The sequence below is a fragment of the Janibacter melonis genome, assembly GCF_003721155.3.
GTDB classification, from domain to species: domain Bacteria; phylum Actinomycetota; class Actinomycetes; order Actinomycetales; family Dermatophilaceae; genus Marihabitans; species Marihabitans melonis.
Genome location: NZ_CP044548.2, coordinates 936,677 through 957,861, shown reverse-complemented (window position 1 = coordinate 957,861; position 21,185 = coordinate 936,677). Strand labels below are relative to the sequence as shown.

The window sequence follows — 21,185 nt, the reverse complement described above, 5'->3', positions numbered from 1 at the left end:
CTCGGGAACCTTGTCCACAGCCCGGGGTCGACCACGGCGCCGACAGGGCACAGAGCGCGACCGTGACGCATGCATCTCGTCACCCCAGACATCTTCAGCAGCCTGCTCGCGATGCCGGACGGCATCTTCACCCGCCAGGACGCCCTGCGGACGGGCATGAGCGACGAGGTCCTCACCGCCGGGTGCCGCCGCGGTGTCATCGTGAGGATCTGCCGGGGCGCCTACACCCGACCCGGGGAGTGGACGAAGGGGGAGCACCGTCGCCTCCTCGCCCGGGCGGCCCTGCGGGTCTACCCGGACGCCGTCCTCGCGAGCGGCACCGCCGTCGAGGCTCATGGCGTGCCGACCTTCGAGGTGGCGGTGATCCGGACCGACATCTGCCGGCCCATCGCCCGTGAGGCCTTCACCGAGCAGCTGCGCATCCGCCCCCTTCGCCAGGAGCCGGTCGCCACGCCCTGGGGTCCGGCGGTGCCCCTGCCCGACGCGCTCGCCCAGACGGCCGTCGACCACGGGATCCCCGCCGGCGTCGCGTCGATCGACGCCGCTCTCCACGAGCGGAAGGTCTCGATGCACGAGCTCGAGGCCGTCCGAGAGGCCATGGCCGGCACCCCGCGCTCGTCCCGTCTCACGTGTGCCCTCGCGTGGGCCGACGCGGCGGCCGAGTCCCTCGGCGAGAGCGTGACCCGGGTCGCCCTTCGTGGTGCGGGGCTCGAGGTGGAGTCGCAGGTGGACATCGCCGACCAGGACGGGGTCTTCGTCGGGCGGGTCGACCTGCGCATCAAGGGCACCCGGGTGCTGCTGGAGTTCGACGGCAAGGTCAAGTACACGGAGGGCGGCACTGACGCCCTCTTCCGTGAGAAGAAGCGCGAGGACCGGCTCCGCGCCCTCGGTTACGTCGTCGTGCGGCTGACCTGGGCGGACCTCTTCCACACCGATCGCATCATCGCCGCCGTCACGGCAGCCCTCGCCGTCGCCGCGTGACCCGCTGAGCATGACAAACCCCGGCTTCGCACGAGTTTCTTACTGGTGCCAAGCCGGGGTTTATCGGGTCACCCGAGAAACTGGTGACGGGTGGGGCGAAGGGGGATCAGCCCTGGGCGGGGCGCAGGGTCATGGCGATCGAGTTGATGCAGTACCGCTGGTCGGTGGGGGTCTCGTAGCCCTCGCCCTCGAAGACGTGCCCGAGGTGGCTGCCGCAGCTGCCGCAGCGGACCTCGACGCGGGGGCGGCCCGGGAGCGAGTCGTCCTGGATGTACTCGACGCGGTCCTGCGCGAGCGGGGCGAAGAAGGACGGCCAGCCGCAGTGGCTCTCGAACTTCTCCGTCGAGGTGAAGAGCTCTGCGCCGCACGCGCGGCAGGCGTACACCCCTTCGGTCGTCGTGTCGGTGTACTCGCCGGTGAAGGGGCGCTCCGTGCCGGCCTGACGCAGCACCGAGTACTCGTCGGCGCTGAGCTCGGACCGCCACTGGGCGTCGTCCTTGGACACGGAGTACTGCCGGCCGGTGGGCTCCACGATGGTCTCCTTCGCGGGTCGGGGGTGGATCACATCATGCCAACGCCCTCACGTCCCAGATGTTCCCGGGGCGTGAGGGCGTCGGTGCGAAGGGGGGTCGAGCCCTACTTCTTGAGGTCCAGGTGCACGACCTGCGGGTCGTGGTCGCTGTCCTGGTCGGAGAAGGCGGCGTTCGTGTGGACGATGTCGTAGCGGAAGACCGGCTCGCCCGCCTTCGGCTTGCCCGGCCGCCACGGGCCGTTGACCTTCTCCCGCGTCACCAGCGAGGGGCTGAGCAGGATGTGGTCGAGGACCTGGCTGTTGCCGTCGAAGACGTAGGTCCACCGCTCACCGGCGGGCAGGGTGCGCGGCAGGTCGGTCAGCGCCGTCGAGCCGCTGCCCTCGAGCGTGTCGACGAGGATGTCGGCGGTCTGCGAGAACTCGAAGTCGTTGACGTCGCCGGCGACGACGACCTTGGCCTGGCTGTCGGCCTCGAGCAGGTCGTCGACGAAGGAGCGCACCGCGCGCGCCTGGGCGTGCCGGTCGTCCTCGCTGGAGCGCACCGGCTGCTGCCAGCGCCCGAAGAGCGGGTCGTCGCCGCCCTTGCTGCTCAGGTGCACGGCGATGACGAAGACGCTCTCGCCGCGGTAGCGCAGCTCGGTGACGAGCGGCTTGCGCGAGCTCTCGAAGGCGGGGTTCGTCGGGTCGACGCGGCCCGGCGAGGTCGTGAGGTAGGGCTCGGTCCGCTTGCCCTTGCGCCGCGTCTCGACGAGCGCCTCGTGCTCGGGGTCGCCCGCGTCGCGGGTGATGACGTCGACGTCGCGGTCGGCGCGCACGAGCAGGACGTTGCGGATGTTGCCGCCGGGCTGGCCGCCGTCGGCCTTGTCCTTCGGGTTGACCCAGTGCGCCGTGTACTGCGGTCCGCCCTGGGCGAGGATCGCCGCGGCGAGCTTGTCGGTCGTCGCGGTCGAGTCGACGGTGCCGTCGTCGACCGCGCCGTTGTCGTCCTGGACCTCCTCGACGGCGATGACGTCGGGGGAGCGCAGGTTCGTCACGATCTGCCCCGCGAGCCGGTCGAACTTCTCCTGCGGGTTCGTCGGCGCGAGGTTCTCGACGTTGAAGGACGCGACGCTCAGCTCGCGGTCGCGCTGGACGGGCGCGACCTCGCGCTGCGCCGGGCCGTCGACGACCGTCGGCTGCTCCTGGACGTGGAGCTTGAAGTTGCCGAAGTCGTAGTCGAGGACGCCGGTGACGAGCCCCGGCAGGGTGTCGCCCTGGTCGGCCGCCGGGAGGGCGCCGGTGAGGTAGTCGTCGAGGATGACGCGCATCGTGTTGGGCCGGTCGTAGCCGGAGTAGACGACGCCGTCCCACGCGGTGCGGGTGGCCTGGACACCGCTGCCGGGCACGACGGGGAGCTCGCCGAAGGAGTTCGTCGGGCCGACGGCGGTCGCGTCGCGCACCCCGAGGCGCATGCCCTCGAGCGACTCGTAGAAGTCGATGGCGTCGCGCTCGGGCCGGAACTCGGCACCGTCGTACTCGACGTTCTTCGGGTCCGCCGCGTCGACGCTCTGCTGCGGGGCGGTGCGGTCCTCGCCGAGGACGACCGGGGCCGGGACGGGCGCCGTGCCGGTCACGGTGACCCGCGGGCCGACGACCTGCGTCGTCGTGAGGTTGTCCCACCCGCTGGAGCCACCGGGACGGAACTCGTCGACGGCGCCGTCGACGCTCACGGTGTCGCCGACCGTCGCGGTCGGCGCCGTGCGGGTGTACACGAGGATCGCCTCGGACGTCGCGGGGTCGTCGTCCGGGGTGGTCGACTGCATCCAGAAGCCGTTGCGGCTCACCGCCGTGACGACCCCTTCGACGCCGTTGACCCGCTGCCCGTCGAGCGGGGAGAGGTGAGCCGCGCCCTGGATCTGCGCGATGGTCTCCGGCTCGTCGACCGGCGGCTCCTCGCCCCCTTCGCACGTCGTCACCGGGGTCGTCGAGGACTGCGGCGTCGGTGCCCCGACGACGAAATCGCCTGCGTTGTTATCCGTGTCGCTGCAGATGTCCCGGCGCGCGACGGACGTCGTGTTGCTCGTCGCCCCGGCCGGCGCGCCCTCGAAGGTTGTCGCCGAGCCCCAGCCGAGGAGGTCGACCTCGCCCCCGCTCGCGTCGCGCAGGACGACGCGGGCGCCGCTCGAGGACATCGGGACCGTGCCGGTCGCGTCGGGGGTGGGCAGCGCGGGGGCGGTCGCGCTCGCGCCGTCGGCCTGCTTGACGAGGTAGCGACCACCCGCGGCGATGCTGCCGCTCAGCGGCGTCGTCTGCGCGGTCGTGCCGCTCGCGGAGTAGTAGGCCAGGCTCCAGCCGCTGAGGTCGACGGCCGCGCCGGAGCGGTTGGCGAGCTCGACGAAGTCGCTGCGGAAGGGGGCGCCGGAGTTGCCGCCGCCGCCGTAGGCCTCGGAGATGACGACCGTCGTGGAGACGGCGGTGGCGCTCGGCGCGGTGACGGCGAGAGCGGCGGTGACGAGCGGGACGGCGGTGAGCGCCGCGAGCGCGCGACGGCGTCGGGGCGAGGTGTGGCGAGTGGGCACGGGGGTGGCTCCTGAGCTGGAGAGAGGGGGCGAGAGAGACGGTAGGCACCCCTGGGTGACGCCACGCCGCGTCCGGGGTAAACCTCTGGCCAAGACCAGGTCAGGACTTCGTCAGGGGGCGAAGGGGGACCGCGCTGTCCCCTCTCGCCACTACCGTGAGCGCATGGCCAAGACCCCCGCGGGCAGCGTCACCGCCGGTGAGCGCGAGGTCCGCGTCTCCAGCCCGGACCGGGTGATCTACGAGGCGACCGAGCGCACGCCACAGATCACCAAGCTCGAGGTGTGCCAGTACTTCGCCGACGTCGGCGAGGCGATGATGCGCGCGGTCGGCGAGCGACCGACGGCGATGGAGCGCTGGCCCGACGGGTGGCGCGAGGGCATGCGCCTGGCCGTCGGCCCCCAGGACAAGGGAGCCGACGGCTTCTACCAGAAGCGGCTGCCGCGAGGCGCGCCCGACTACGTCGAGACCGTCGAGATCACCTTCCCCAGCGGACGGACCGCGGCCGAGCTGTGCCCCACCGAGCCCGCCACGGTCGTGTGGGCCGCGCAGATGGGTGCGCTGACGCTCCACCCGTGGCCGGTGCGCCGGCCCGACGTCGACCACCCCGACGAGCTGCGGATCGACCTCGACCCCCAGCCCGGCACGACCTTCGCCGACGCGCGGCGTGTCGCCGGCGTGGCCCGCGAGCTGCTCGAGGAGCTCGGCATGCGCGGCTACCCCAAGACGAGCGGCAACCGCGGCATCCACGTCTACGTGCGGGTCGAGCCGACGCACTCCTTCGAGGACCTGCGCCACGCGGCGATCGGCTTCGGGCGCGAGCTCGAGCGCCGTGACGACGGCGTGACGACGGCGTGGTGGAAGGAGGAGCGCGGGGAGCGGATCTTCGTCGACTTCAACCAGAACAACCGCGACCGCACGATCGCGAGCGCGTGGAGCCTGCGCGCCCGCCCCGGGGCGCCGGTGAGCACCCCGCTGACGTGGGAGCAGCTCGCCGAGGTCGACGACCCCGCGGCCCTGCACCTGCTGTCCGTCCCCGAGCGGCTCGCCGACGGCGACCCGTGGGCCGACATGGACACCACGGCCCACCCCCTGAAGCCGCTCCTGCGGCTGTGGGAGGAGCTGCCCGGCGGCGAGCTGAACTTCCCGCCCGACTACCCGAAGATGCCCGGCGAGCCCCCGCGGGTGCAGCCCAGCAAGAAGGTGGCGTCGCACTGGGACGAGGACGGCAACCGGGTCGAGGGCTGAGCGCGACGAGGTCGGCGACGACCGCCGGAGCGACCGGGTCGGAGCCCGACGAGGTCTCAGGCGACGAAGCCGTCGAGCTCGGCGACGGTCTCGCCGTGGGCGGTGACGACGACCTTCGTGCTGCCCAGCGCCGACTGGAGCACGGTCGCGACGACCTGCGTGCCCGTCGACAGCGAGCCGACGAGCTCGCGGGTGCCGGCGAGCACCTCCTCCTCGGCGAGCAGGTGGTCATCCTCGAAGAGGCGCCAGGTCGCGCGGATCGCGCCGGTGGAGCCGACGACGCGCACCGGACGCCCGTCGACGGTGAGGTTGTGGCTGTCTCGGGTGAGGCTCATGGCCAGACGCTGCCGATGAGGACGGCCGATCAGGGCTCGCGCTCGAGGAGCACCTCGCCGAGGTCGTAGGCCGGGGCGCGGTCGATCTGGTCGAGGGTGCACGACTCGGGGTCGCGGTCGGGCCGCCAGCGCACGAGCTGCACGGCGTGCCGGAAGCGCCATCCCTCGAGCTGGTCGAAGGCGACCTCGACGACGAGCTCCGGGCGCAGCGGCACGTACGAGACGTCCTTGCTCGAGGAGAAGCGCGAGCGGTCGGTCTCGGCCCGCACGACCTCGCCCTCCTCGTCGCGGCGCACGTAGGGCTCGAGCTCGTCGACGAGCTCGAGGCGGCGCGCGGTCGTGAAGGCGGCGATCCCCCCGACCCCGATGAGCTGCCCCTCGTGGTGCAGCCCGAGCAGGAGCGAGCCGACGCCCTGCCCCGACTTGTGCACGCGATATCCGATGACGACGGCCTCGGCGGTGCGCTTGTGCTTGACCTTGATCATCGTGCGCTTGCCGGGGGAGTAGGGCGAGGCGAGCGCCTTGGCGACGACGCCGTCGAGCCCGGCCCCCTCGAAGCGGGTGAACCAGTCCGTCGCCTCGTCCGGGTCGCGGGTGACGCGGGTCAGGTGGATCGGCGCCTCGGGAGAGACCTGCGCGAAGAGCCCCTCGAGGCGCGCACGGCGCTCGGCGAAGGGGGAGGACATGAGGTCCTCGTCGCCGACGGCGAGGAGGTCGAAGACGACGACCTCGGCCGGGGTCTTCTGCGAGAGCTTCGTCACGCGCGACGCCGCGGGGTGGATGCGCTGCGAGAGCGCCTCCCACTGCAGCCGCTGGGCTCCCGGCTCGCCGGAGCGCACGACGATCTCGCCGTCGAGGACGACCCGCTCGGGCAGGTGCTCCAGGCAGGCCGCGACGACCTCGGGGAAGTAACGGGTGAGCGGCTTCTTGCCGCGGCTCGCGAGCTCGACCTCGTCGCCGTCGCGCAGGACGACGCAGCGGAAGCCGTCCCACTTCGGCTCGTAGGCGTACCCCCCGTCGACCGCGTCGGCGGCGGGCACCGCGGCGGCGGCCTTGGCGAGCATGGGGTCGACGGGGAGCGCGATGGGTTGCCTCACCTGCCCATCATGACCTGAGAGGATCGCCTCGTGAGCCCGAGCACGACCACCCGACGCGCCGCGACGTACGGCGGTGCCGCCGTGGGCGGCGCCCTGGCCGGTGCCGGCTCGGTGTGGCTCGGCGCCGCGGCCTACTTCGCCCGCCGCGTGCTCACGCCCGACCCCTACCGGCCCGACGACGCGCGGATCCGGGTGCTCCACCACGACTCGGTCACCCTCGACGCGACGCCGGAGACGACCGTGCCGGGCCTGTACGGCCTGTGGGTCGACGGCGACGGTGGCCACGTCCGGGTGGGCGAGGTCCTCGAGCACGACCACCGCCTCCAGCGGGTGCGCCGTCGGCTCGTGAGCGTCGACTGGGGCACCGCCCGGCCGGGTCCGGTGCGGGTCAACGGCTACTACTACGCGCGCAACCCCCGCGAGGACCTCGGCCTGCACCACGAGGACGTCGTCGTCGACGGCGAGGTCGGGCCGATGCCGGCGTGGGTGGTGCCCAGCGAGGGAGCCGACCACTCGCGCTGGGCGGTCCTCGTCCACGGGCGCGGGGCCCGGCGCTACGAGACCCTGCGGGCCGTGCCCGCGCTGCACGCCGCCGGTCTCGACGTGCTCGTGCCGAGCTATCGCAACGACACCGAGGCCCCGCTGGGCCCCGACGGGCGCTACAACCTCGGCCTGTCGGAGTGGCGTGACGTCGAGGCCGCGATGCGCCTCGCCGTCGCCCGGGGGGCCCAGGAGATCGTCCTCGTCGGGTGGTCGATGGGCGGGGCGATCGTGCTCCAGGTGCTCGACCGCTCCGAGCTCGCCCCGCTCGTCAGCCGGGCCGTGCTCGACGGACCGGTCGTCGACTGGGCCGACGTCCTCGCCCACCACGCCCGGCTGCACTCGGTGCCCCGGGCCGTCGGCAGCCTCGGACGCAGCCTCATGGGTCAGCGCTGGGCGCGCGGTCTCGTCGGGCTCACCGAGTCCGTCGACGTCACCCGCACCGACTGGGTGCGCCGCGCCGACGAGTTGCACCACCCGCTGCTGCTCATCCACTCCCGTGACGACGAGTTCGTGCCGGTCGGGCCCTCCGAGCGTCTCGCCGCCGCCCGGCCCGACCTCGTGACCTTCGAGCCGTGGTCGCTCGCCCGGCACTGCAAGGAGTGGAACGTCGACCCGCACCGATGGGACCGGGTCGTCGGCGACTTCGTGCGCTGAGGTCGTCCGGCGCTGCACCCCGCCCCGCGCCCGCACCGGCCGTGTGCTCTGAGCGCGGTGCGTCAGCGGCGCACGCGCCACAGCCCGACGAGGGTGCCGTCCTCCTCGAGGAGGTGCACCGGCTCGAGCGCGACCTCGGCGGCGGGACCGCGCAGGATCCGGGGGTGGTCCTCCGGCGACCCGACGACGAGCGAGGGCGCCCACGACAGGCCGAGCTCGTCGACCAGGCCCGCGGCGACGAGGTCCCCGGCCAGGCTCGGTCCCCCTTCGCACAGTACGTGCGGGCCGAAGGCCGCGCGGCACCGCTGCACGAGGGCCACGAGATCGACCTCGTCCTGCCCGACGTGCCACACGTGCTCGCCCTCGGGCACTCCCGAGGCCGCCACCGTGGCGAGGACGACGGTGCCGTCGCCCTCGCGGACCGATTCGGGCAGCTCGCCGCGGCGGCTGACGACGACGAGCGGTGTCGAGCGGGACCCGTACTCCTCCGCCCGGGCCGTGCCGGCACCGACGAGCACGACGTCGGCCGCCCGGCCCATCGCCCGGTACCCACGGCCGTCGGCCTCGGTGTTGATCGAGCCCGACACCCCGTCGCCGCCCGTCGCGGCGCCGTCGAGGGTGGAGACGAAGCTGAGGCGCAGCAGCTCGCCGTCGTGGGCGTAGAGCGCGTCGACGGCGGCGTCGTCGAGGGTCCCGTCGGGCAGGTCGACGTGCGGGGGAGCGATGAGGGCGCGCATGGCGGCATCCTCGCAGCCCCACGGGCCCGGACCGGTGGGCATGATGGGCCGATGGCGAAGGGGTCGAAGAAGACGAAGACGTCGGCGAAGAGCGCGAAGGACGAGCGCTCGAAGGACAAGCGCCCGAAGGGGCCGGGTCGCACGGGCTCAGGTCCGAAGAAGTCAGCTGCCGACGAGCCCGTGCAGACGACGGTGCCGAAGGGGGCGCCCGTGCCCCAGACCTTCGGCGAGGCGCTGCGCGCCGGTCCGACGACACGGGTCGACGAGATCGACACACGTGGCACGCCGGGCTTCGACGGCGACAAGGCCGCGGCTGCCGAGCTCATGCCCGAGCTCGCCGACGTCGTCAGCGAGCTGCAGGAGCGGCTGTACGCCGAGTCCAAGGGCGGCGGTCAGCGCAGCGTCCTGCTCGTCATCCAGGGCATGGACACCTCGGGCAAGGGCGGCATCATGCGCCATGTCGTCGGGGCCATGGACCCGCAGGGTGTCGCGCTCACGAGCTTCAAGGTGCCGAGTGACGAGGAGCGCCGCCACCCCTTCCTGTGGCGGATCCGGCGGGCCCTGCCGCGGCCCGGCGAGATCGGCGTCTTCGACCGCAGCCACTACGAGGACGTCCTCGTCGTGCGCGTCCACGACCTCGTGCCGCGATCGCAGTGGTCGCGCCGGTACGGCCAGATCGCGACCTTCGAGCGCGGTCTCGTCGAGAGCGGCACGACGGTCGTCAAGGTGATGCTCCACATCAGCAAGGACGAGCAGCGCGCCCGCCTCGCCGAGCGTCTCGCCCGCCCCGACAAGCACTGGAAGTACAACCCCGGAGACATCGACGAGCGCGAGCACTGGGACGAGTACATGGAGGCCTACCAGAGCGTCCTCGAGCGCACCTCGACCGAGAGCGCGCCGTGGTACGTCGTGCCCGCCGACCGCAAGTGGTACGCCCGTCTGGCCGTCATGCAGCTGCTCAAGGAGCACCTCGAGGCGATGGACCCGCGGTGGCCGGCCGCCGACTTCGACGTCGAGGTCGAGCAGGAGCGCCTCGAGCACACCTGAGCGTCAGCGGCGACCAGGCGGGACGCGCACCGTCAGCAGCGTCCGAGCGCGACGGGCGCCGCGAGCGACGCGAGACCGGGATCGATCGACCCGAGCCCGAGACGGGCACCCGCGCCCAGGCGTGACTCGACGAAGGCCTCGGCGAGCTCCGGTGGCGCGTACCGCGTCATGAGGCTGCCCTGGAGCACGAGGGCGAGGTCCTCGACGAGGCGCCGGGCGCCGGCCTGGGCCGCGAGCGGGTCGAGCGCGACGGCGGCGCAGGCGGTCTCGACGGCGTCGAGCGCCCGGTCGAGCGTCGACGAGGTGCCCCGCGCGACGGCGGCCTCCTCGAGCAGGGCCTTGAGGCTCGCGGGCTCGCGGCTGATCGCCCGGACGACGTCGAGCGCGTTGACGTTGCCCGAGCCCTCCCAGATCGAGTTGAGGGGGGCCTGGCGGTAGAGACGGGCCAGACCGTTCTCCTCGACGTACCCCGCCCCGCCGAGGCACTCGAGCGCCTCGGCGACGAGGGTCGGCGTGCGCTTGCACACCCAGTACTTGCCGACGGCGACACCGAGGCGGGCCAGCTCGACCTCGCCGGTGTCGACCGCGTGGGCCAGCCGCATGCCGAGCAGGGTGGCCGCCTCGGACTCGAGCGCGAGATCGGTGAGCACCGAGCGCATGAGCGGCTGGTCGACGAGCAACGCGCCGAAGGCGCGACGGTGCCGGGCGTGGTGCACGGCCCGGGCGAGGGCGGCGCGGGTGGTCGCGGCCGACCCGAGGACGCAGTCGAGACGGGTCGCGGCGACCATGTCGATGATCGTGCGCACCCCGCGCCCCTCCTCGCCGACGAGCGAGCCCCACGTGCCGTCGAGCTCGACCTCGGAGGAGGCGTTCGAGCGGTCGCCCAGCTTGTCCTTGAGGCGCTGGAGGGCGAAGGGGTTGCGCGTCTCGTCGTCGAGGACGCGCGGCACGGCGAAGCAGCTCGGCGTGTCCTGCCCGTCGGTGCGGGCCAGGACGAGGAAGAGGTCGCTCATCGGGGCCGAGCAGAACCACTTGTGCCCGGTGAGCCGGTAGGTGCGCCCGGGCAGCGGCCCGTCCGGCGCCGGCGTCGCGAGCGTGCGGTTGGCGCGCACGTCGGAGCCGCCCTGCTTCTCCGTCATGCCCATGCCGGCGACGAGCCCCGCCTTGAGCGCCGGCGCCCGCAGACCCGGGTCGTACTCGCGCGACGCGAGACCGGGCTCGTAGCGTGCCGCGAGCTCGGGGGAGTGGCGCAGCGCGGGCACGGCGGCATGGGTCATCGTCACCGGGCAGATGTGGCCGGCGTCGACCTGCGACCAGGTGACGAAGCCGGCCGCCCGCCGCACGTGAGCGCCCGTGCCCCGTCCGGCCGCCCAGGTGCCGGCGGTGAGCCCGGCACCGACGGCGACGCGCATGAGGTCGTGCCAGGCGGGGTCGTAGGCGACCTCGTCGACGCGGTGGCCCCAGCGGTCGTGGGTGCGCAGCCGGGGTGCGTTGCGCTCGGCCCGCTCCGCGAGCTCTGCCGCCTCCGCGCTGCCCGCCTGCTCGCCGAGCGCGTGCAGCGCTGCGTGGGCGTCGGCCCGCCCGGTCCCGGGGACCCAGCGCTCGACGGCCTCGGTGAGGGTCGGGTCGCTGCCGTAGACGTCGACCCCGACGAAGGGGGGCGGCTGGTTCGTCACGTCGTGGGTCGGCATGGCGCGAGGATAGGCGGCCGGTCCGGTGGTCTCGAGGCTCGGGCCCAGAGGGCCCGTCGCGCCTCGACCGACGAAGCCCTCGCCGGTCGAGGTGCGGGGGACGAGGCCACCTTCGACGAGCCACTCCTCCCGCGTGGGTCACGCCCGTGGGGCCGCACGGGCTCTACGGTGCAGAGCGTGAGCACACGGGTGAGGGTGCGCGACGGGCTCGAGAGCGTCCCCTTCGCCCTCGCCCTCGTCCGGCTCGTGCGCGAGACGGTGCGCATCTGCCTGCGCTACCGGGTCACCGGGCTGGCCGCGGAGGCCGGCTTCTTCGCGCTGCTGTCCCTCCCGCCGCTCGTCCTCGGGCTCTTCGGCGGGGTCGGCTACGTCGGCAGCGCGGTGGGGCAGAGCGGTGTCGACGACTTCACCGAGCGGATCGCCAGCTATGCCGGCAGCTTCCTCACCCCGCAGGTCATCGACGACCTGCTGCTGCCGACGGTCGACGAGGTCTTCCGCGCCGGGCGCGGCGAGCTGATCTCCATCGGCTTCCTGCTGTCGGTGTGGTCGGGCTCGCGGGTGCTCAACGTCTTCATCGACACCATCTCGATCATGTACGGGCAGTCCGGCATCCGCGGGATCGTGCGCACGCGGGCGATGAGCCTGTCGATCTACACCCTCGGGCTGCTCTTCGGCGTCGTCATGATGCCGCTCGTCCTCGTCGGGCCGAGCGCGATCGGCTCCCTGCTGCCCGACCCCGCGGACTGGCTCGTGGCCCTCTACTGGCCGGTCGTGTCCGTCCTCGTGCTCGCCGGTGTCACGACCCTCTTCCACCTCTCGACCCCGCAGCGCGACCCCTGGCGCCGCGACCTGCCCGGCGCCGCCCTCACCCTCGTGCTGTGGGTCCTGTCGGCCTGGCTCGTGCGCACCCTCGTCGCCGGCTCCCTCGGCGGCACCTCGATCTACGGCCCGCTGAGCACCCCGATCATCCTCATCGTCGGCCTCTACGCGATCGCGATCTCCGTGCTCGTCGGGGCCGCGCTCAACGCCGCCGTGCGCTCCCTGTGGCCCCACTCGGCGGCCGACCGGTCCATCGCGCAGGCCTGACGACGGGGGTGCGAGGACCGCCCCAGGAGTCGGTTTGGAGTTCACCGTCCGTCTGGGCTACTGTCACACCGCACGCAAGGGGCAAGGAAGCCCGGAGCGGAAGTGCGGATGTAGCTCAGTTGGTAGAGCGCAACCTTGCCAAGGTTGAGGTCGCCGGTTCGAGGCCGGTCATCCGCTCGGAAGGTTCACCGCCTCCATTGGTGGAGTGGCCGAGAGGCGAGGCAACGGCCTGCAAAGCCGTCTACACGGGTTCAAATCCCGTCTCCACCTCGACGCAGGACCTAGCAAGACCCCGGGCGATTGGCGCAGCGGTAGCGCGCTTCCTTGACACGGAAGAGGTCACTGGTTCAAACCCAGTATCGCCCACCGCAGACGAAGGGCCCCGACCACCAGGTCGGGGCCCTTCGTCATGCCACCGGGGCTCGTGCCTCGGCGTCCCCCCACCGCGATCAGTGGTGGTGATGGTGGTGCCTCAGGGACACCTTGACGATCGACCCCGGGGCCCGGGGCGTGCCCGTCTCGAAGTCGATGTCCGCGAGCTGGCCGAGGTACATCGTGCGCCCGCTCACCTCGACGGCCAGGGGCCGCTCCATCCGGTAGGCGGCCCAGCGGTGCCGGCCGTGCACGGCCGTCACCTGGCCGCCGAAGAGCTCGGCGACGTAGAGCGTGTCGCCCTGCACCGCGAGGTTCGTCGCCCCGAGGAATCCGGAGGCGACCTTCGTCACCGCGCCGTGGTGCCCGATCGTGAAGACGGCGCCACGGGCACCCAGGCTCGGGTCCTCGGGGCCGCCGGGCAGCGAGCTCATGTAGAGCCGGCCGCGCGGGCCCACCTCGACATCGGTGGGGACACCCTCGAAGGCGTAGGTCACGCCCACGGTGCAGTCGGGCAGCCCGATCGACGCGGCGATCTCCGTCGTGATGAGCAGCGGCCGGCGCGGCGCGAGGGCGAGCGTCGAGATGCGTCCTCGGCGGTCGACCCGCAGCACGGAGTTGCCCGCGGCGTCGGCGACGGCCCAGGACCCGTCGGGCAGGGCCGCGACGGCGTAGGGGTGCGACTCGACGATGCCCGTGTACGTGGCCTGGCCGCCGGTGAGCCCGCCGAAGACCTCCTCGGCGCAGGGGTTGCCGCCGGCGATGATGCCGTAGGTGACCCCCTGGTCCGGGTTGACGGTCTGCTCGTACGCGCCGAGGTCGGCGACGACGTCCGGCCGTCCCTTCGACTGGATCGTCAGGGTGCTGCGCCCGTCGGACGAGGTGCTGGCGTACGCCCACGTGCGGCCCCCCTTCGCCACGTCGACGCCGGCGATCTCGCCACCCTCGACCCGCGCGAGCACGGTCTTGGTGCCCGAGCGGGAGTACTTCGTCAGGGTGCCGAGGAAGCCGTCGGTCGCGTAGACGTCGCGCCCCTCGACGGCGAGCTGGAAGGGTGCGAGGACGCTGTCGTCGATCGTCGAGACCCAGCGCGGGTGCCCCTGGGGGTCCCCGGGGGGTCGTGCTGCGGACGTCGGCGGCGCGAGGCTCAGACCCAGGACGGCTGCCGCGGCGGCGGCGAGGACGGGTCGGAGCCCTCGACGGCGACCCGGGTGCTGGTGACGGGCTCTCAGACGGCTCGATGACATGGGCTGCTCCTCGTGACGTGGGGTCCGACCACGCGCCCGCCCTCCCCGGCGGGCTCGTCTCGCGACGGTGCTCGGATCCCATGAAGGGTCGTGCAGGCCCCCGGGGCCTGCCCATCCCCGAGCCGCGGCTTTGTCCGATTCCGCCCCGGCGGAGGGTGACCTGCCCCACAATGCTGGGGGTCCGGTGACGCCGTTCGGGAGGTGGTCGTCGATGGACAGAGATCTGGTGCGCGACCGCGTGGTGGCAGATGTCGCCGTCCTCGCGCGGGCCCAGGTCGACCTCGAGACCTTCGCGCACGAGGCGATGCAGTCGCTGCAGCGCGCGGTGCCGCACGACGGCTGGTCTCTCGGCACCCTCGACCCGGCGTCGCTCATGCCCACGGGGGTCTGCCTGCGCGAGGGCTGCGCGGTGGCCTGGTCGGCGCACGACCGCGAGTGGGCGCGTCTCGAGTACGGCCAGGACGACCCCACCTCGGTGCTCGCCATGGCGCGCTCCGGCTGCGCCGCGCTCGGCGTGCACGACGTCACCGGGGGAGACCTCTCCCGCTCACCTCGCATGCGTGACCTCATGACCCCCGTCCTCGGCTGCGCCGACGAGCTGCGCGCGCTCGCCACCGACGGGCACCGGTCGTGGGGGGCGGTCTTCCTCTACCGGCTCCGCGGGCACTTCGAGCCGTGGGAGGTCGCGCTCGTCGAGGCCCTGTGCCCCTCCTTCGCGCGCGCCGTGCGCCGCGGGGTCCTCGGGATGTGGGCCGGTCGGCGCACGGTGACCGACGACGCCACCCCCACGATGGTCGTCCTCGACGCGCGGGGCGAGGTCGTGCTGTCCTCGCCCGGAGGCGTCGAGCAGCTCGTCTCGCTCCACCACGGCGACGGGGCCGAGGCGAGCGAGGGGCTGCTCGCGTCGCTCGCCGCGGCGGCCGCGGCGACCCGGGCGACGAAGGGGGCGCACCACCCGACGACGAGGGTGCGCCTGGCCGACGGACGGTGGTGCACCGTGCACGCGACGCCGCTGGGCTCGCCCGACGGGGACCTCGTCGGCGTGACGATCACGGAGTCGCGCCCCCGCGAGCTGCTCCCGCTCGTCGTCGACGCCCTGGGCATGACCCCGCGCGAGCGCGACGTCCTCGTGCTCGTCGTGCGGGGCGCGGACACGCGGTCGGTGGCCGAGCAGCTGCACATGAGCAGCCACACGGTGCAGGACCACCTCAAGGCGATCTTCGCCAAGGCGGGGGTGCACAGCCGCCGCGAGCTCACCGCCCTCGTCCTCGGGGACCAGCTCGACCCCGCGTGGTGAGGCCACCCTGGACAGCCGGGCTCCGCGGAGCCGATCCGTGCACCTGCGCGGATAGCCTGGCCTGACACCGTCGACAAGGGAGTGAAGCGATGACGCAGGACCCACGCCGCGAGGAGCTCGCGGCGCACGACGAGCGCGGGACACGCGACGGCGAGACCGTCGAGGTCGCCCCCACCCACGGCCCCGAGCACGACACCGAGGTGCACCCGCACGTCTCGAAGTCCGGCGAGCGGGTCGTCCTCAACACCATCGCCGGCGAGGACGGCACCGAGGCGGTCCGGGCCCAGGCCGCGGCCCTGCTCCGCGTCGTCGGCGAGGCCGGCGGGCTCACCCAGGACGAGCTCACCGAGCGCGTCCACGAGGCGATGGCCGCGACCGGTGCCGGGGACCAGCCCACGGTCGTCGCCCGCTCGGTCGCCGAGGCGATCCAGCGCGGCATCCGCTCGCGGCTGGTCATCGAGACCGACGACGGCGCCGTCCTCGGCGTCTACGACGCCCCGGCCGACGAGGTCGAGCGCGTCCACCCCAACGTCACCGACCCGGCCCACGAGGACCGACCCTTCTACACCTGAGCGATCAGGACGAGGACCGCGAAGGGGGCGGGCTGCCGGCATGACCGGCGGCCCGCCCCATCCGCATGGGCAGCACGACCCACAGGGCGAGGAAGACGGCGGCACCGACGACGAGCGCGGTGACCGCGGCCGGGGTGCCGAGCAGCACCTCGACGATGAGGTAGAGCACGGCGAGCAGGCTGAGGGCGAGCGAGACCATGCCGCCCTGGGCGCACCGGTTGCCGAAGGCGACGAGCTCGCGCTTCGCGTGCCGGCGGAAGAGCAGCCGGTGCGCGCTCACCGGTGCGGCGAGCAGCGCCGTCGCGAGGAGCGCGAGGCAGAAGGCGACGAGGTAGATCACCCGGTGGTGCGGCTCGAGCACCGTGAAACGGGCCTGGAAGGGCAGGGTGAGCAGGAACCCGGCGAGGATCTGCACGCCGGTCTGGACGACCCGCAGCTCCTGGAGGAGCTCCTCCCAGTTGCGGTCGAAGCGTTCGGTCGCCGTCTCGTCCCGTCCGTCGCCCGGGGCGACGTCCTCGCCGTCGGCGGACCCCTCGTGCTCCCCCTTCGCCATCACGCCACCCGGGTGTCCTGCGCGGAGCAGACCCGCAGCCAGAGGAAGCCGTAGCCGTCGATCGTCGTCTCGAGGACCCCCTTCGGCCCAGGCTCGATCCGACGGGGCGCGCCCGGCGTCAGCAGGTCGACGAAGGAGCACTCGTCCGGCAGGTCGGGCACGGTGACCGAGATCTCGACCGGCTCGCCGGAGAAGTTGTGCAGGGCGACCATCCGCCACTCGTCCTTGCGGCACACGTGCGCGAGGACGGATCGGGGCGTGCCACGCAGCACCTCGACCTGCGACCAGCCGATCTCCGGGCTCTGGCGGTAGCGCTGGATGAGCCGGGAGACGAAGCGCCACAGCGAGTCGACGTCGCCGCGCTGGTCGGCGACGTTGATCCGTTCCGGCCCCCACGGGCCCGAGGTCATCGGGCGGACCTGCTGCCGCTCGGGCGCCTGGCTGAAGCCGCCCGAGGGGTCCCACTGCATCGGGCTGCGCACGGCCAGCCGGCCGGGGATGTCGAGGTTCTCGCCCATGCCGATCTCCTCGCCGTAGAAGAGCACCGGGGTGCCCGGGAGCGAGAACATCAGCGAGTACGCCATCCGGATGCGGCGCATGTCGCCGCCGAGCATCGTCGGCAGCCGGCGGCGCAGCCCGCGGTCGAAGAGCTGCATCTGCGGCTCGGGGCCGAAGGCGTCGAAGACCTCCTGCCGCTCGTCGTCGGTGAGCTTGTCGAGGGTGAGCTCGTCGTGGTTGCGCATGAAGCTCGCCCACTGGCTCTCGTCGGACAGCCGCGGGCGGGATCGCAGCGCCTTGGCCAGCGGGCGGGCGTCGTGACGGGCGAGGGAGAGGTAGGTCGCCTGCATGCCGACGAAGTCGAACTGCGTCGTCAGCTGGTCGGCGTCGGTGCCCCCGAAGAAGAGCTTCTGCTCCGGGTAGGGGAGGTTGACCTCGCCGAGCAGCATGACGTTGCCCCCGCGCCGCGAGACGAAGCGGCGCAGGCTGCGCAGGTACTCGTGCGGGTCGTAGGCGGGGAACTTCCGCTCGGACTCGGGGAGGGTGTCCTCGGCGAAGAGGAAGGGCACGGCGTCGACGCGGAAGCCGCTCACGCCCATCTGGAGCCAGTAGCCCATGGTGCGGGCGATCTCGTCGCGCACGGCGGGGTTGGCGATGTTGAGGTCGGGCTGGGTCTTGTAGAAGTTGTGCAGGTAGTACTCGCCGGTGCGCTCGTCGAGCTCCCAGATCGAGTCCTCCTGGTCGGGGAAGACGACCTGGTCGGAGGTGTCTGGCGGTGTCGACGAGCGCCAGACGTACCAGTCGCGGTAGGGGTTGTCGGTGCTCTTGCGCGACTCCTTGAACCACGGGTGCTGGTCGCTCGTGTGGTTCATGACGAAGTCGACGATGACCCGGATGCCGCGCGAGCGGGCGAGGTGGACGAGCTCGACCATGTGGCCGGGTGTGCCGGCCCGCGGGTCCACGCCGTAGAAGTCGGTGATGTCGTAGCCGTCGTCCCGGTCGGCCGTCGGGTAGAAGGGCATGAGCCACAGGCAGGTGATCCCGAGATCGGCGAGGTAGTCGACACGCTCGGCCATGCCGGTGAGGTCGCCGCAGCCGTCGCCGTCGGAGTCGACGAAGGTCTGCACGTCGGCGCAGTAGAGGACGGCGTGCTTCCACCACAGGTCGGCGGTGTCGGTGAGGTTCACCGGGCTCCCTTCGGGTCGGGCTGGGTCGTGCCGGGTGTCGTCTCGGGGCGGGTCGGCCCCAGGTGCGGGAGCACCTGCTCGGCGAAGGTGTCGAGGTACTCGCGCTGGTCCTGCCCGACGAAGTGGAGGTAGAGCTCGTCGTAGCCGATCTCGAGGTACTCCTGCAGCCACTCGACGTGCTGACCCGGGTCGGCCGAGATGCGCACGGCCTCGGCGACGGACTCGCGGGTGACGTGCTCGCCGATGGCGTCGAAGCCCTCGACGCTGTCGACGTCCCACGCGATCGGCGGCCCGACGGTGTTGCTGCGCCACTGGTCGTGGGCGATCGCCTCGGCCTGCTCCTGCGTGGGCGCCCACGACAGGTGCACCTGCAGCCGGGTCGGGCCGCGGCCGCCGGCGTCGCGGTAGGCGGCGAGCACCTCGCGCAGGCGCTCCACCGGCTGGTTGACGGTGATGAGGCCGTCGGCCCAGTCGGCGTGGCGGGCGGCGGTCTGCGGCGTGACGGCCGGCCCGACGAGACGGGGCACGGGGTCGGCGAGGGTCCACAGCTGCGCGCGGTCGACGACGACGTGGCCGTCGTGGCTGACGACCTCTCCGCGCAGGAGCCGGCGGATGACGTCGACGCACTCGCGCAGCCGCTCGTCGCGGATCTCCTTGCGCGGCCAGCCCTGCCCGGTGACGTGCTCGTTGGCCGCCTCGCCAGAGCCGAGCGCCGCCCAGAAGCGGCCCGGGTACATCTGGCCGAGGGTCGCGATCGCCTGGGCGAGGATCGCCGGGTGGTAGCGCTGACCGGGGGCGTTGACGACGCCGAAGGGGAGGTCCGTCGTCGCGAGGGCGGCGCCGAGCCAGCTCCACGCGAAGCCCGACTCGCCCTGCCGCGCGCTCCACGGCGCGAGGTGGTCGCTCGACATCGCGGCGGTGAAGCCGGCCCGCTCGGCGTGCTGGACGTCGAGGAGGAGCTGGCGGGGGCTGATCTGCTCGTGGCTGCAGTGGTGTCCGATGACCGGCATGGGGACAACCCACCACACGTCGGCCCCGTCGTGGGGCTTAGCGGCGTGCGCCGTCCAGCCTCGGGGGCGCCCCTATGCTGCGGCGGTGGAGTACGCCCGCTTCGGCCGCCGGCTGCTCATCGACCCCGTGGCGGTGAGCACCGACCTCGCCGACCTCGACGACGGCGGCCAGTGGGCGGTCGTCGTGACCTTCGAGGGCGAGGTGACGGCGGTCCGCTTCGCCCGGGCGGAGCAGACCTCCGACGCCCCGGCCACGGGTCCGTGGGTCCCGCCTGGTAGGTGGTCGTCCTCGATGTCGGAGGGGGAGTACCTCGCCGGGGTCGAGCGTGTCCGCGAGCACGTCGCGGCGGGCACGGTCTACCAGGTCAACCTCTGCCGGGTCCTCACGGCGCCCCTGGCGCCGCAGGCCCACCTCCCCGCCCTGGCGGCGGTGCTCGAGGAGGGCAACCCCGCCCCCTTCGCCGGGCTGGTCCACGTGCCCTCCGCCGGGCTCGACGTCGTGTGCGCCTCGCCCGAGGCCTACCTGCTGCGCGACGGCGATCGGGTGGTGAGCCGCCCGATCAAGGGGACCGGGCGGGTGCCCTCCGACCTCGGGGCGAAGGACCACGCCGAGAACGTCATGATCACCGACCTCGTGCGCAACGACCTCAGCCACGTCGCCGTCCCCGGCACGGTCGACGTCGAGGCGCTGTGCGCGCTCGAGGAGCACCCGGGTCTGCTCCACCTCACGAGCGACGTCGCGGCCCGGCTGCGACCGGGTGTCGGGTGGGCCGAGCTCGTCGGGGCGACCTTCCCGCCCGGGTCGGTGAGCGGTGCGCCGAAGTCCTCTGCGCTGCAGGTGATCCGCGAGCTCGAGCCGGTCCGCAGGGGTCCGTACTGCGGCGCGATCGGGTGGGTCGACGCCGACGCGGGACGGGGGGAACTCGCGGTGGGCATCCGCACGTTCTACGCCGAGCAGGGGCCCGCCGGGCGCGTCCTGCGCTTCGGCACGGGCGCCGGCATCACGTGGGGGTCGGACCCGGGCCAGGAGTGGCGCGAGACCGAGCTCAAGGCGGGCAGGCTCGTCGGTCTGTCATCTGGAAGAGTTGGGGTATGAGCATGGGTGTCACGGTCTGGGTCAACGGCGAGCTCGTGGACGGGGGGCAGGCATCTCTCACCGCGCTCGACCACGGTCTGACCGTCGGTGACGGGGGCTTCGAGACGTGCAAGGTCGTCGACGGGGTCGTCTTCGGGCGCACCCGTCACCTGCGTCGCCTCGAGCGCACGCTCGAGGGCCTCGGGCTCACGGGCTTCGACGCCGACCACCTCGACGAGGGGGTCGAGGCGGTGCTCGCCGCCGGCGGCCCCATGCCGCTGGGCCGGCTGCGCTGGACGGTGACCGGGGGAGTCGGGCCGCTCGGCTCGGACCGCTCGGACACCCCGCTCACCTACGTCGTGGGCCTCGTGCCCGCCTCGCCGCTGCCGAGCCACGCCCACGTCGCGACCGTGCCGTGGACGCGCAACGAGCGCGCGGCGACCGCGGGGCTGAAGACGACGTCCTACGCGGAGAACGTCATCGCGCTCGCCCGGGCGAAGAGCCAGGGCGCCGACGAGGCGATCTTCCTCAACACCCGCGGCGAGCTGTGCGAGGGCACGGGGTCGAACGTCTTCGTCGTCCGTGACGGCGTCGTCCTCACCCCGCCGCTCGAGTCGGGCTGCCTGGCCGGCATCACCCGTGCCGTGACGATCGAGTGGTGCCGCGAGGCCGGTCTCGAGGTCCGCGAGGAGACCCTGCCGGCGGACGCGATGGAGACGAGCGACGAGGCCTTCCTCACGAACACGATGCGCGACGTCCAGCCGATCGCGACCGTCGACGGACGTGCGCTGGCCACGCAGACCCCGGTCACCGACCAGGCGGCGGCGATCTTCGCGACCCGCTCCGCCGAGCGGATGGACCCGTGAC

The 21,185-nt window shown here is 73.1% G+C and carries 19 protein-coding genes and 3 tRNA genes; 12 read left to right on the top strand and 10 right to left on the bottom strand.

Translation table 11 applies throughout. The features are described from left to right. The first annotated feature begins 69 nt into the window (after positions 1–69). On the top strand, positions 70–981 hold the full coding sequence (locus tag EEW87_RS04585) for a type IV toxin-antitoxin system AbiEi family antitoxin domain-containing protein (protein WP_123091880.1): 912 nt from the start codon (positions 70–72) through the stop codon (positions 979–981). 106 nt (positions 982–1,087) lie between these two features. Here the strand turns inward: EEW87_RS04585 and msrB are convergent, their stop codons facing one another. Beyond that, complete coding sequence (gene msrB, locus EEW87_RS04580) at positions 1,088–1,513, bottom strand: peptide-methionine (R)-S-oxide reductase MsrB (protein WP_372430348.1); 426 nt, start codon at positions 1,511–1,513, stop codon at positions 1,088–1,090. A 104-nt stretch (positions 1,514–1,617) separates the two neighbouring features. Then, on the bottom strand, positions 1,618–4,071 hold the full coding sequence (locus EEW87_RS04575; RefSeq protein WP_123091879.1) for a lamin tail domain-containing protein: 2,454 nt from the start codon (positions 4,069–4,071) through the stop codon (positions 1,618–1,620). A gap of 163 nt (positions 4,072–4,234) precedes the next feature. Here EEW87_RS04575 and EEW87_RS04570 point away from each other — a divergent pair, with 163 nt between their 5' ends. Further along, on the top strand, positions 4,235–5,317 hold the full coding sequence (locus EEW87_RS04570; protein ID WP_123091878.1) for a DNA polymerase domain-containing protein: 1,083 nt from the start codon (positions 4,235–4,237) through the stop codon (positions 5,315–5,317). Between the two features lie 56 nt (positions 5,318–5,373). Here EEW87_RS04570 and EEW87_RS04565 read toward each other — a convergent pair whose 3' ends face one another. Next, entirely contained in the window at positions 5,374–5,652 is a 279-nt protein-coding gene (locus EEW87_RS04565; RefSeq protein ID WP_123091877.1) for a hypothetical protein, read from the bottom strand. Positions 5,653–5,681: 29 nt separating this feature from the next. Continuing rightward, positions 5,682–6,749, bottom strand: a complete 1,068-nt coding sequence (locus EEW87_RS04560; protein ID WP_123091876.1) for an ATP-dependent DNA ligase — start codon at positions 6,747–6,749, stop codon at positions 5,682–5,684. A 30-nt stretch (positions 6,750–6,779) separates the two neighbouring features. Here EEW87_RS04560 and EEW87_RS04555 point away from each other — a divergent pair, with 30 nt between their 5' ends. Next, positions 6,780–7,946 (top strand): alpha/beta hydrolase family protein, encoded by a 1,167-nt coding sequence (locus tag EEW87_RS04555; protein WP_123091875.1) that lies wholly within the window; start codon positions 6,780–6,782, stop codon positions 7,944–7,946. 62 nt (positions 7,947–8,008) lie between these two features. Here EEW87_RS04555 and EEW87_RS04550 read toward each other — a convergent pair whose 3' ends face one another. Then, complete coding sequence (locus EEW87_RS04550) at positions 8,009–8,683, bottom strand: dihydrofolate reductase family protein (protein ID WP_123091874.1); 675 nt, start codon at positions 8,681–8,683, stop codon at positions 8,009–8,011. Between the two features lie 51 nt (positions 8,684–8,734). On the opposite strand from EEW87_RS04550, the gene EEW87_RS04545 reads away from it, so the two are divergent. Continuing rightward, complete coding sequence (locus EEW87_RS04545; protein ID WP_123091873.1) at positions 8,735–9,730, top strand: polyphosphate kinase 2 family protein; 996 nt, start codon at positions 8,735–8,737, stop codon at positions 9,728–9,730. A 32-nt stretch (positions 9,731–9,762) separates the two neighbouring features. On the opposite strand, the gene EEW87_RS04540 is transcribed toward EEW87_RS04545, so the two are convergent. After that, complete coding sequence (locus EEW87_RS04540) at positions 9,763–11,421, bottom strand: acyl-CoA dehydrogenase family protein (protein WP_123091872.1); 1,659 nt, start codon at positions 11,419–11,421, stop codon at positions 9,763–9,765. A 177-nt stretch (positions 11,422–11,598) separates the two neighbouring features. On the opposite strand from EEW87_RS04540, the gene EEW87_RS04535 reads away from it, so the two are divergent. The 4 genes from EEW87_RS04535 to EEW87_RS04520 all read left to right on the top strand — a co-directional run bounded on the left by EEW87_RS04535 (position 11,599) and on the right by EEW87_RS04520 (position 12,873). Continuing rightward, complete coding sequence (locus EEW87_RS04535; RefSeq protein ID WP_123091989.1) at positions 11,599–12,507, top strand: YihY/virulence factor BrkB family protein; 909 nt, start codon at positions 11,599–11,601, stop codon at positions 12,505–12,507. A gap of 104 nt (positions 12,508–12,611) precedes the next feature. Beyond that, positions 12,612–12,684: transfer RNA gene (locus EEW87_RS04530), tRNA-Gly, on the top strand. 22 nt (positions 12,685–12,706) lie between these two features. Further along, positions 12,707–12,777 (top strand) — tRNA-Cys (locus EEW87_RS04525). Positions 12,778–12,801: 24 nt separating this feature from the next. Next, positions 12,802–12,873, top strand: a tRNA-Val gene (locus EEW87_RS04520). Between the two features lie 83 nt (positions 12,874–12,956). Here EEW87_RS04520 and EEW87_RS04515 read toward each other — a convergent pair. Further along, positions 12,957–14,126: a ScyD/ScyE family protein gene (locus tag EEW87_RS04515; RefSeq protein ID WP_123091871.1), complete on the bottom strand. Its 1,170-nt coding sequence runs from the start codon at positions 14,124–14,126 to the stop codon at positions 12,957–12,959. 211 nt (positions 14,127–14,337) lie between these two features. Here EEW87_RS04515 and EEW87_RS04510 point away from each other — a divergent pair, with 211 nt between their 5' ends. Beyond that, a complete protein-coding gene (locus EEW87_RS04510; RefSeq protein WP_148041571.1) occupies positions 14,338–15,423 on the top strand; it encodes a helix-turn-helix transcriptional regulator in 1,086 nt (361 codons plus the stop codon). Between the two features lie 89 nt (positions 15,424–15,512). After that, positions 15,513–15,995 carry a hypothetical protein gene (locus EEW87_RS04505; protein WP_123091869.1) on the top strand — a complete coding sequence of 161 codons (483 nt, stop codon included), beginning with the start codon at positions 15,513–15,515 and terminating at the stop codon, positions 15,993–15,995. Between the two features lie 4 nt (positions 15,996–15,999). Here the strand turns inward: EEW87_RS04505 and EEW87_RS04500 are convergent, their stop codons facing one another. Genes EEW87_RS04500 through EEW87_RS04490 form a run of 3 tightly spaced genes read right to left on the bottom strand, consistent with a single transcriptional unit; the run spans position 16,000 to position 19,243 of the window. Continuing rightward, positions 16,000–16,548 (bottom strand): DUF6328 family protein, encoded by a 549-nt coding sequence (locus EEW87_RS04500; protein WP_123091868.1) that lies wholly within the window; start codon positions 16,546–16,548, stop codon positions 16,000–16,002. After that, positions 16,548–18,233, bottom strand: coding sequence for an alpha-amylase family protein (locus tag EEW87_RS04495; protein WP_123091867.1), 1,686 nt, complete (start codon positions 18,231–18,233; stop codon positions 16,548–16,550). Before EEW87_RS04495 ends, EEW87_RS04500 begins: the two co-directional genes overlap by 1 nt. Further along, complete coding sequence (locus EEW87_RS04490) at positions 18,230–19,243, bottom strand: TIGR03885 family FMN-dependent LLM class oxidoreductase (protein ID WP_123091866.1); 1,014 nt, start codon at positions 19,241–19,243, stop codon at positions 18,230–18,232. The genes EEW87_RS04495 and EEW87_RS04490 overlap by 4 nt, the downstream gene beginning before the upstream one ends. Before the next feature lie 85 nt (positions 19,244–19,328). Between EEW87_RS04490 and EEW87_RS04485 the strand changes: the two genes are divergently transcribed. Together EEW87_RS04485 and EEW87_RS04480 are read left to right on the top strand one after the other, a co-directional pair. Continuing rightward, complete coding sequence (locus tag EEW87_RS04485; RefSeq protein WP_404811745.1) at positions 19,329–20,339, top strand: chorismate-binding protein; 1,011 nt, start codon at positions 19,329–19,331, stop codon at positions 20,337–20,339. Continuing rightward, a complete protein-coding gene (locus EEW87_RS04480; RefSeq protein WP_123091864.1) occupies positions 20,336–21,184 on the top strand; it encodes an aminotransferase class IV in 849 nt (282 codons plus the stop codon). The genes EEW87_RS04485 and EEW87_RS04480 overlap by 4 nt, the downstream gene beginning before the upstream one ends. The last annotated feature ends 1 nt before the right edge of the window (position 21,185 follow it).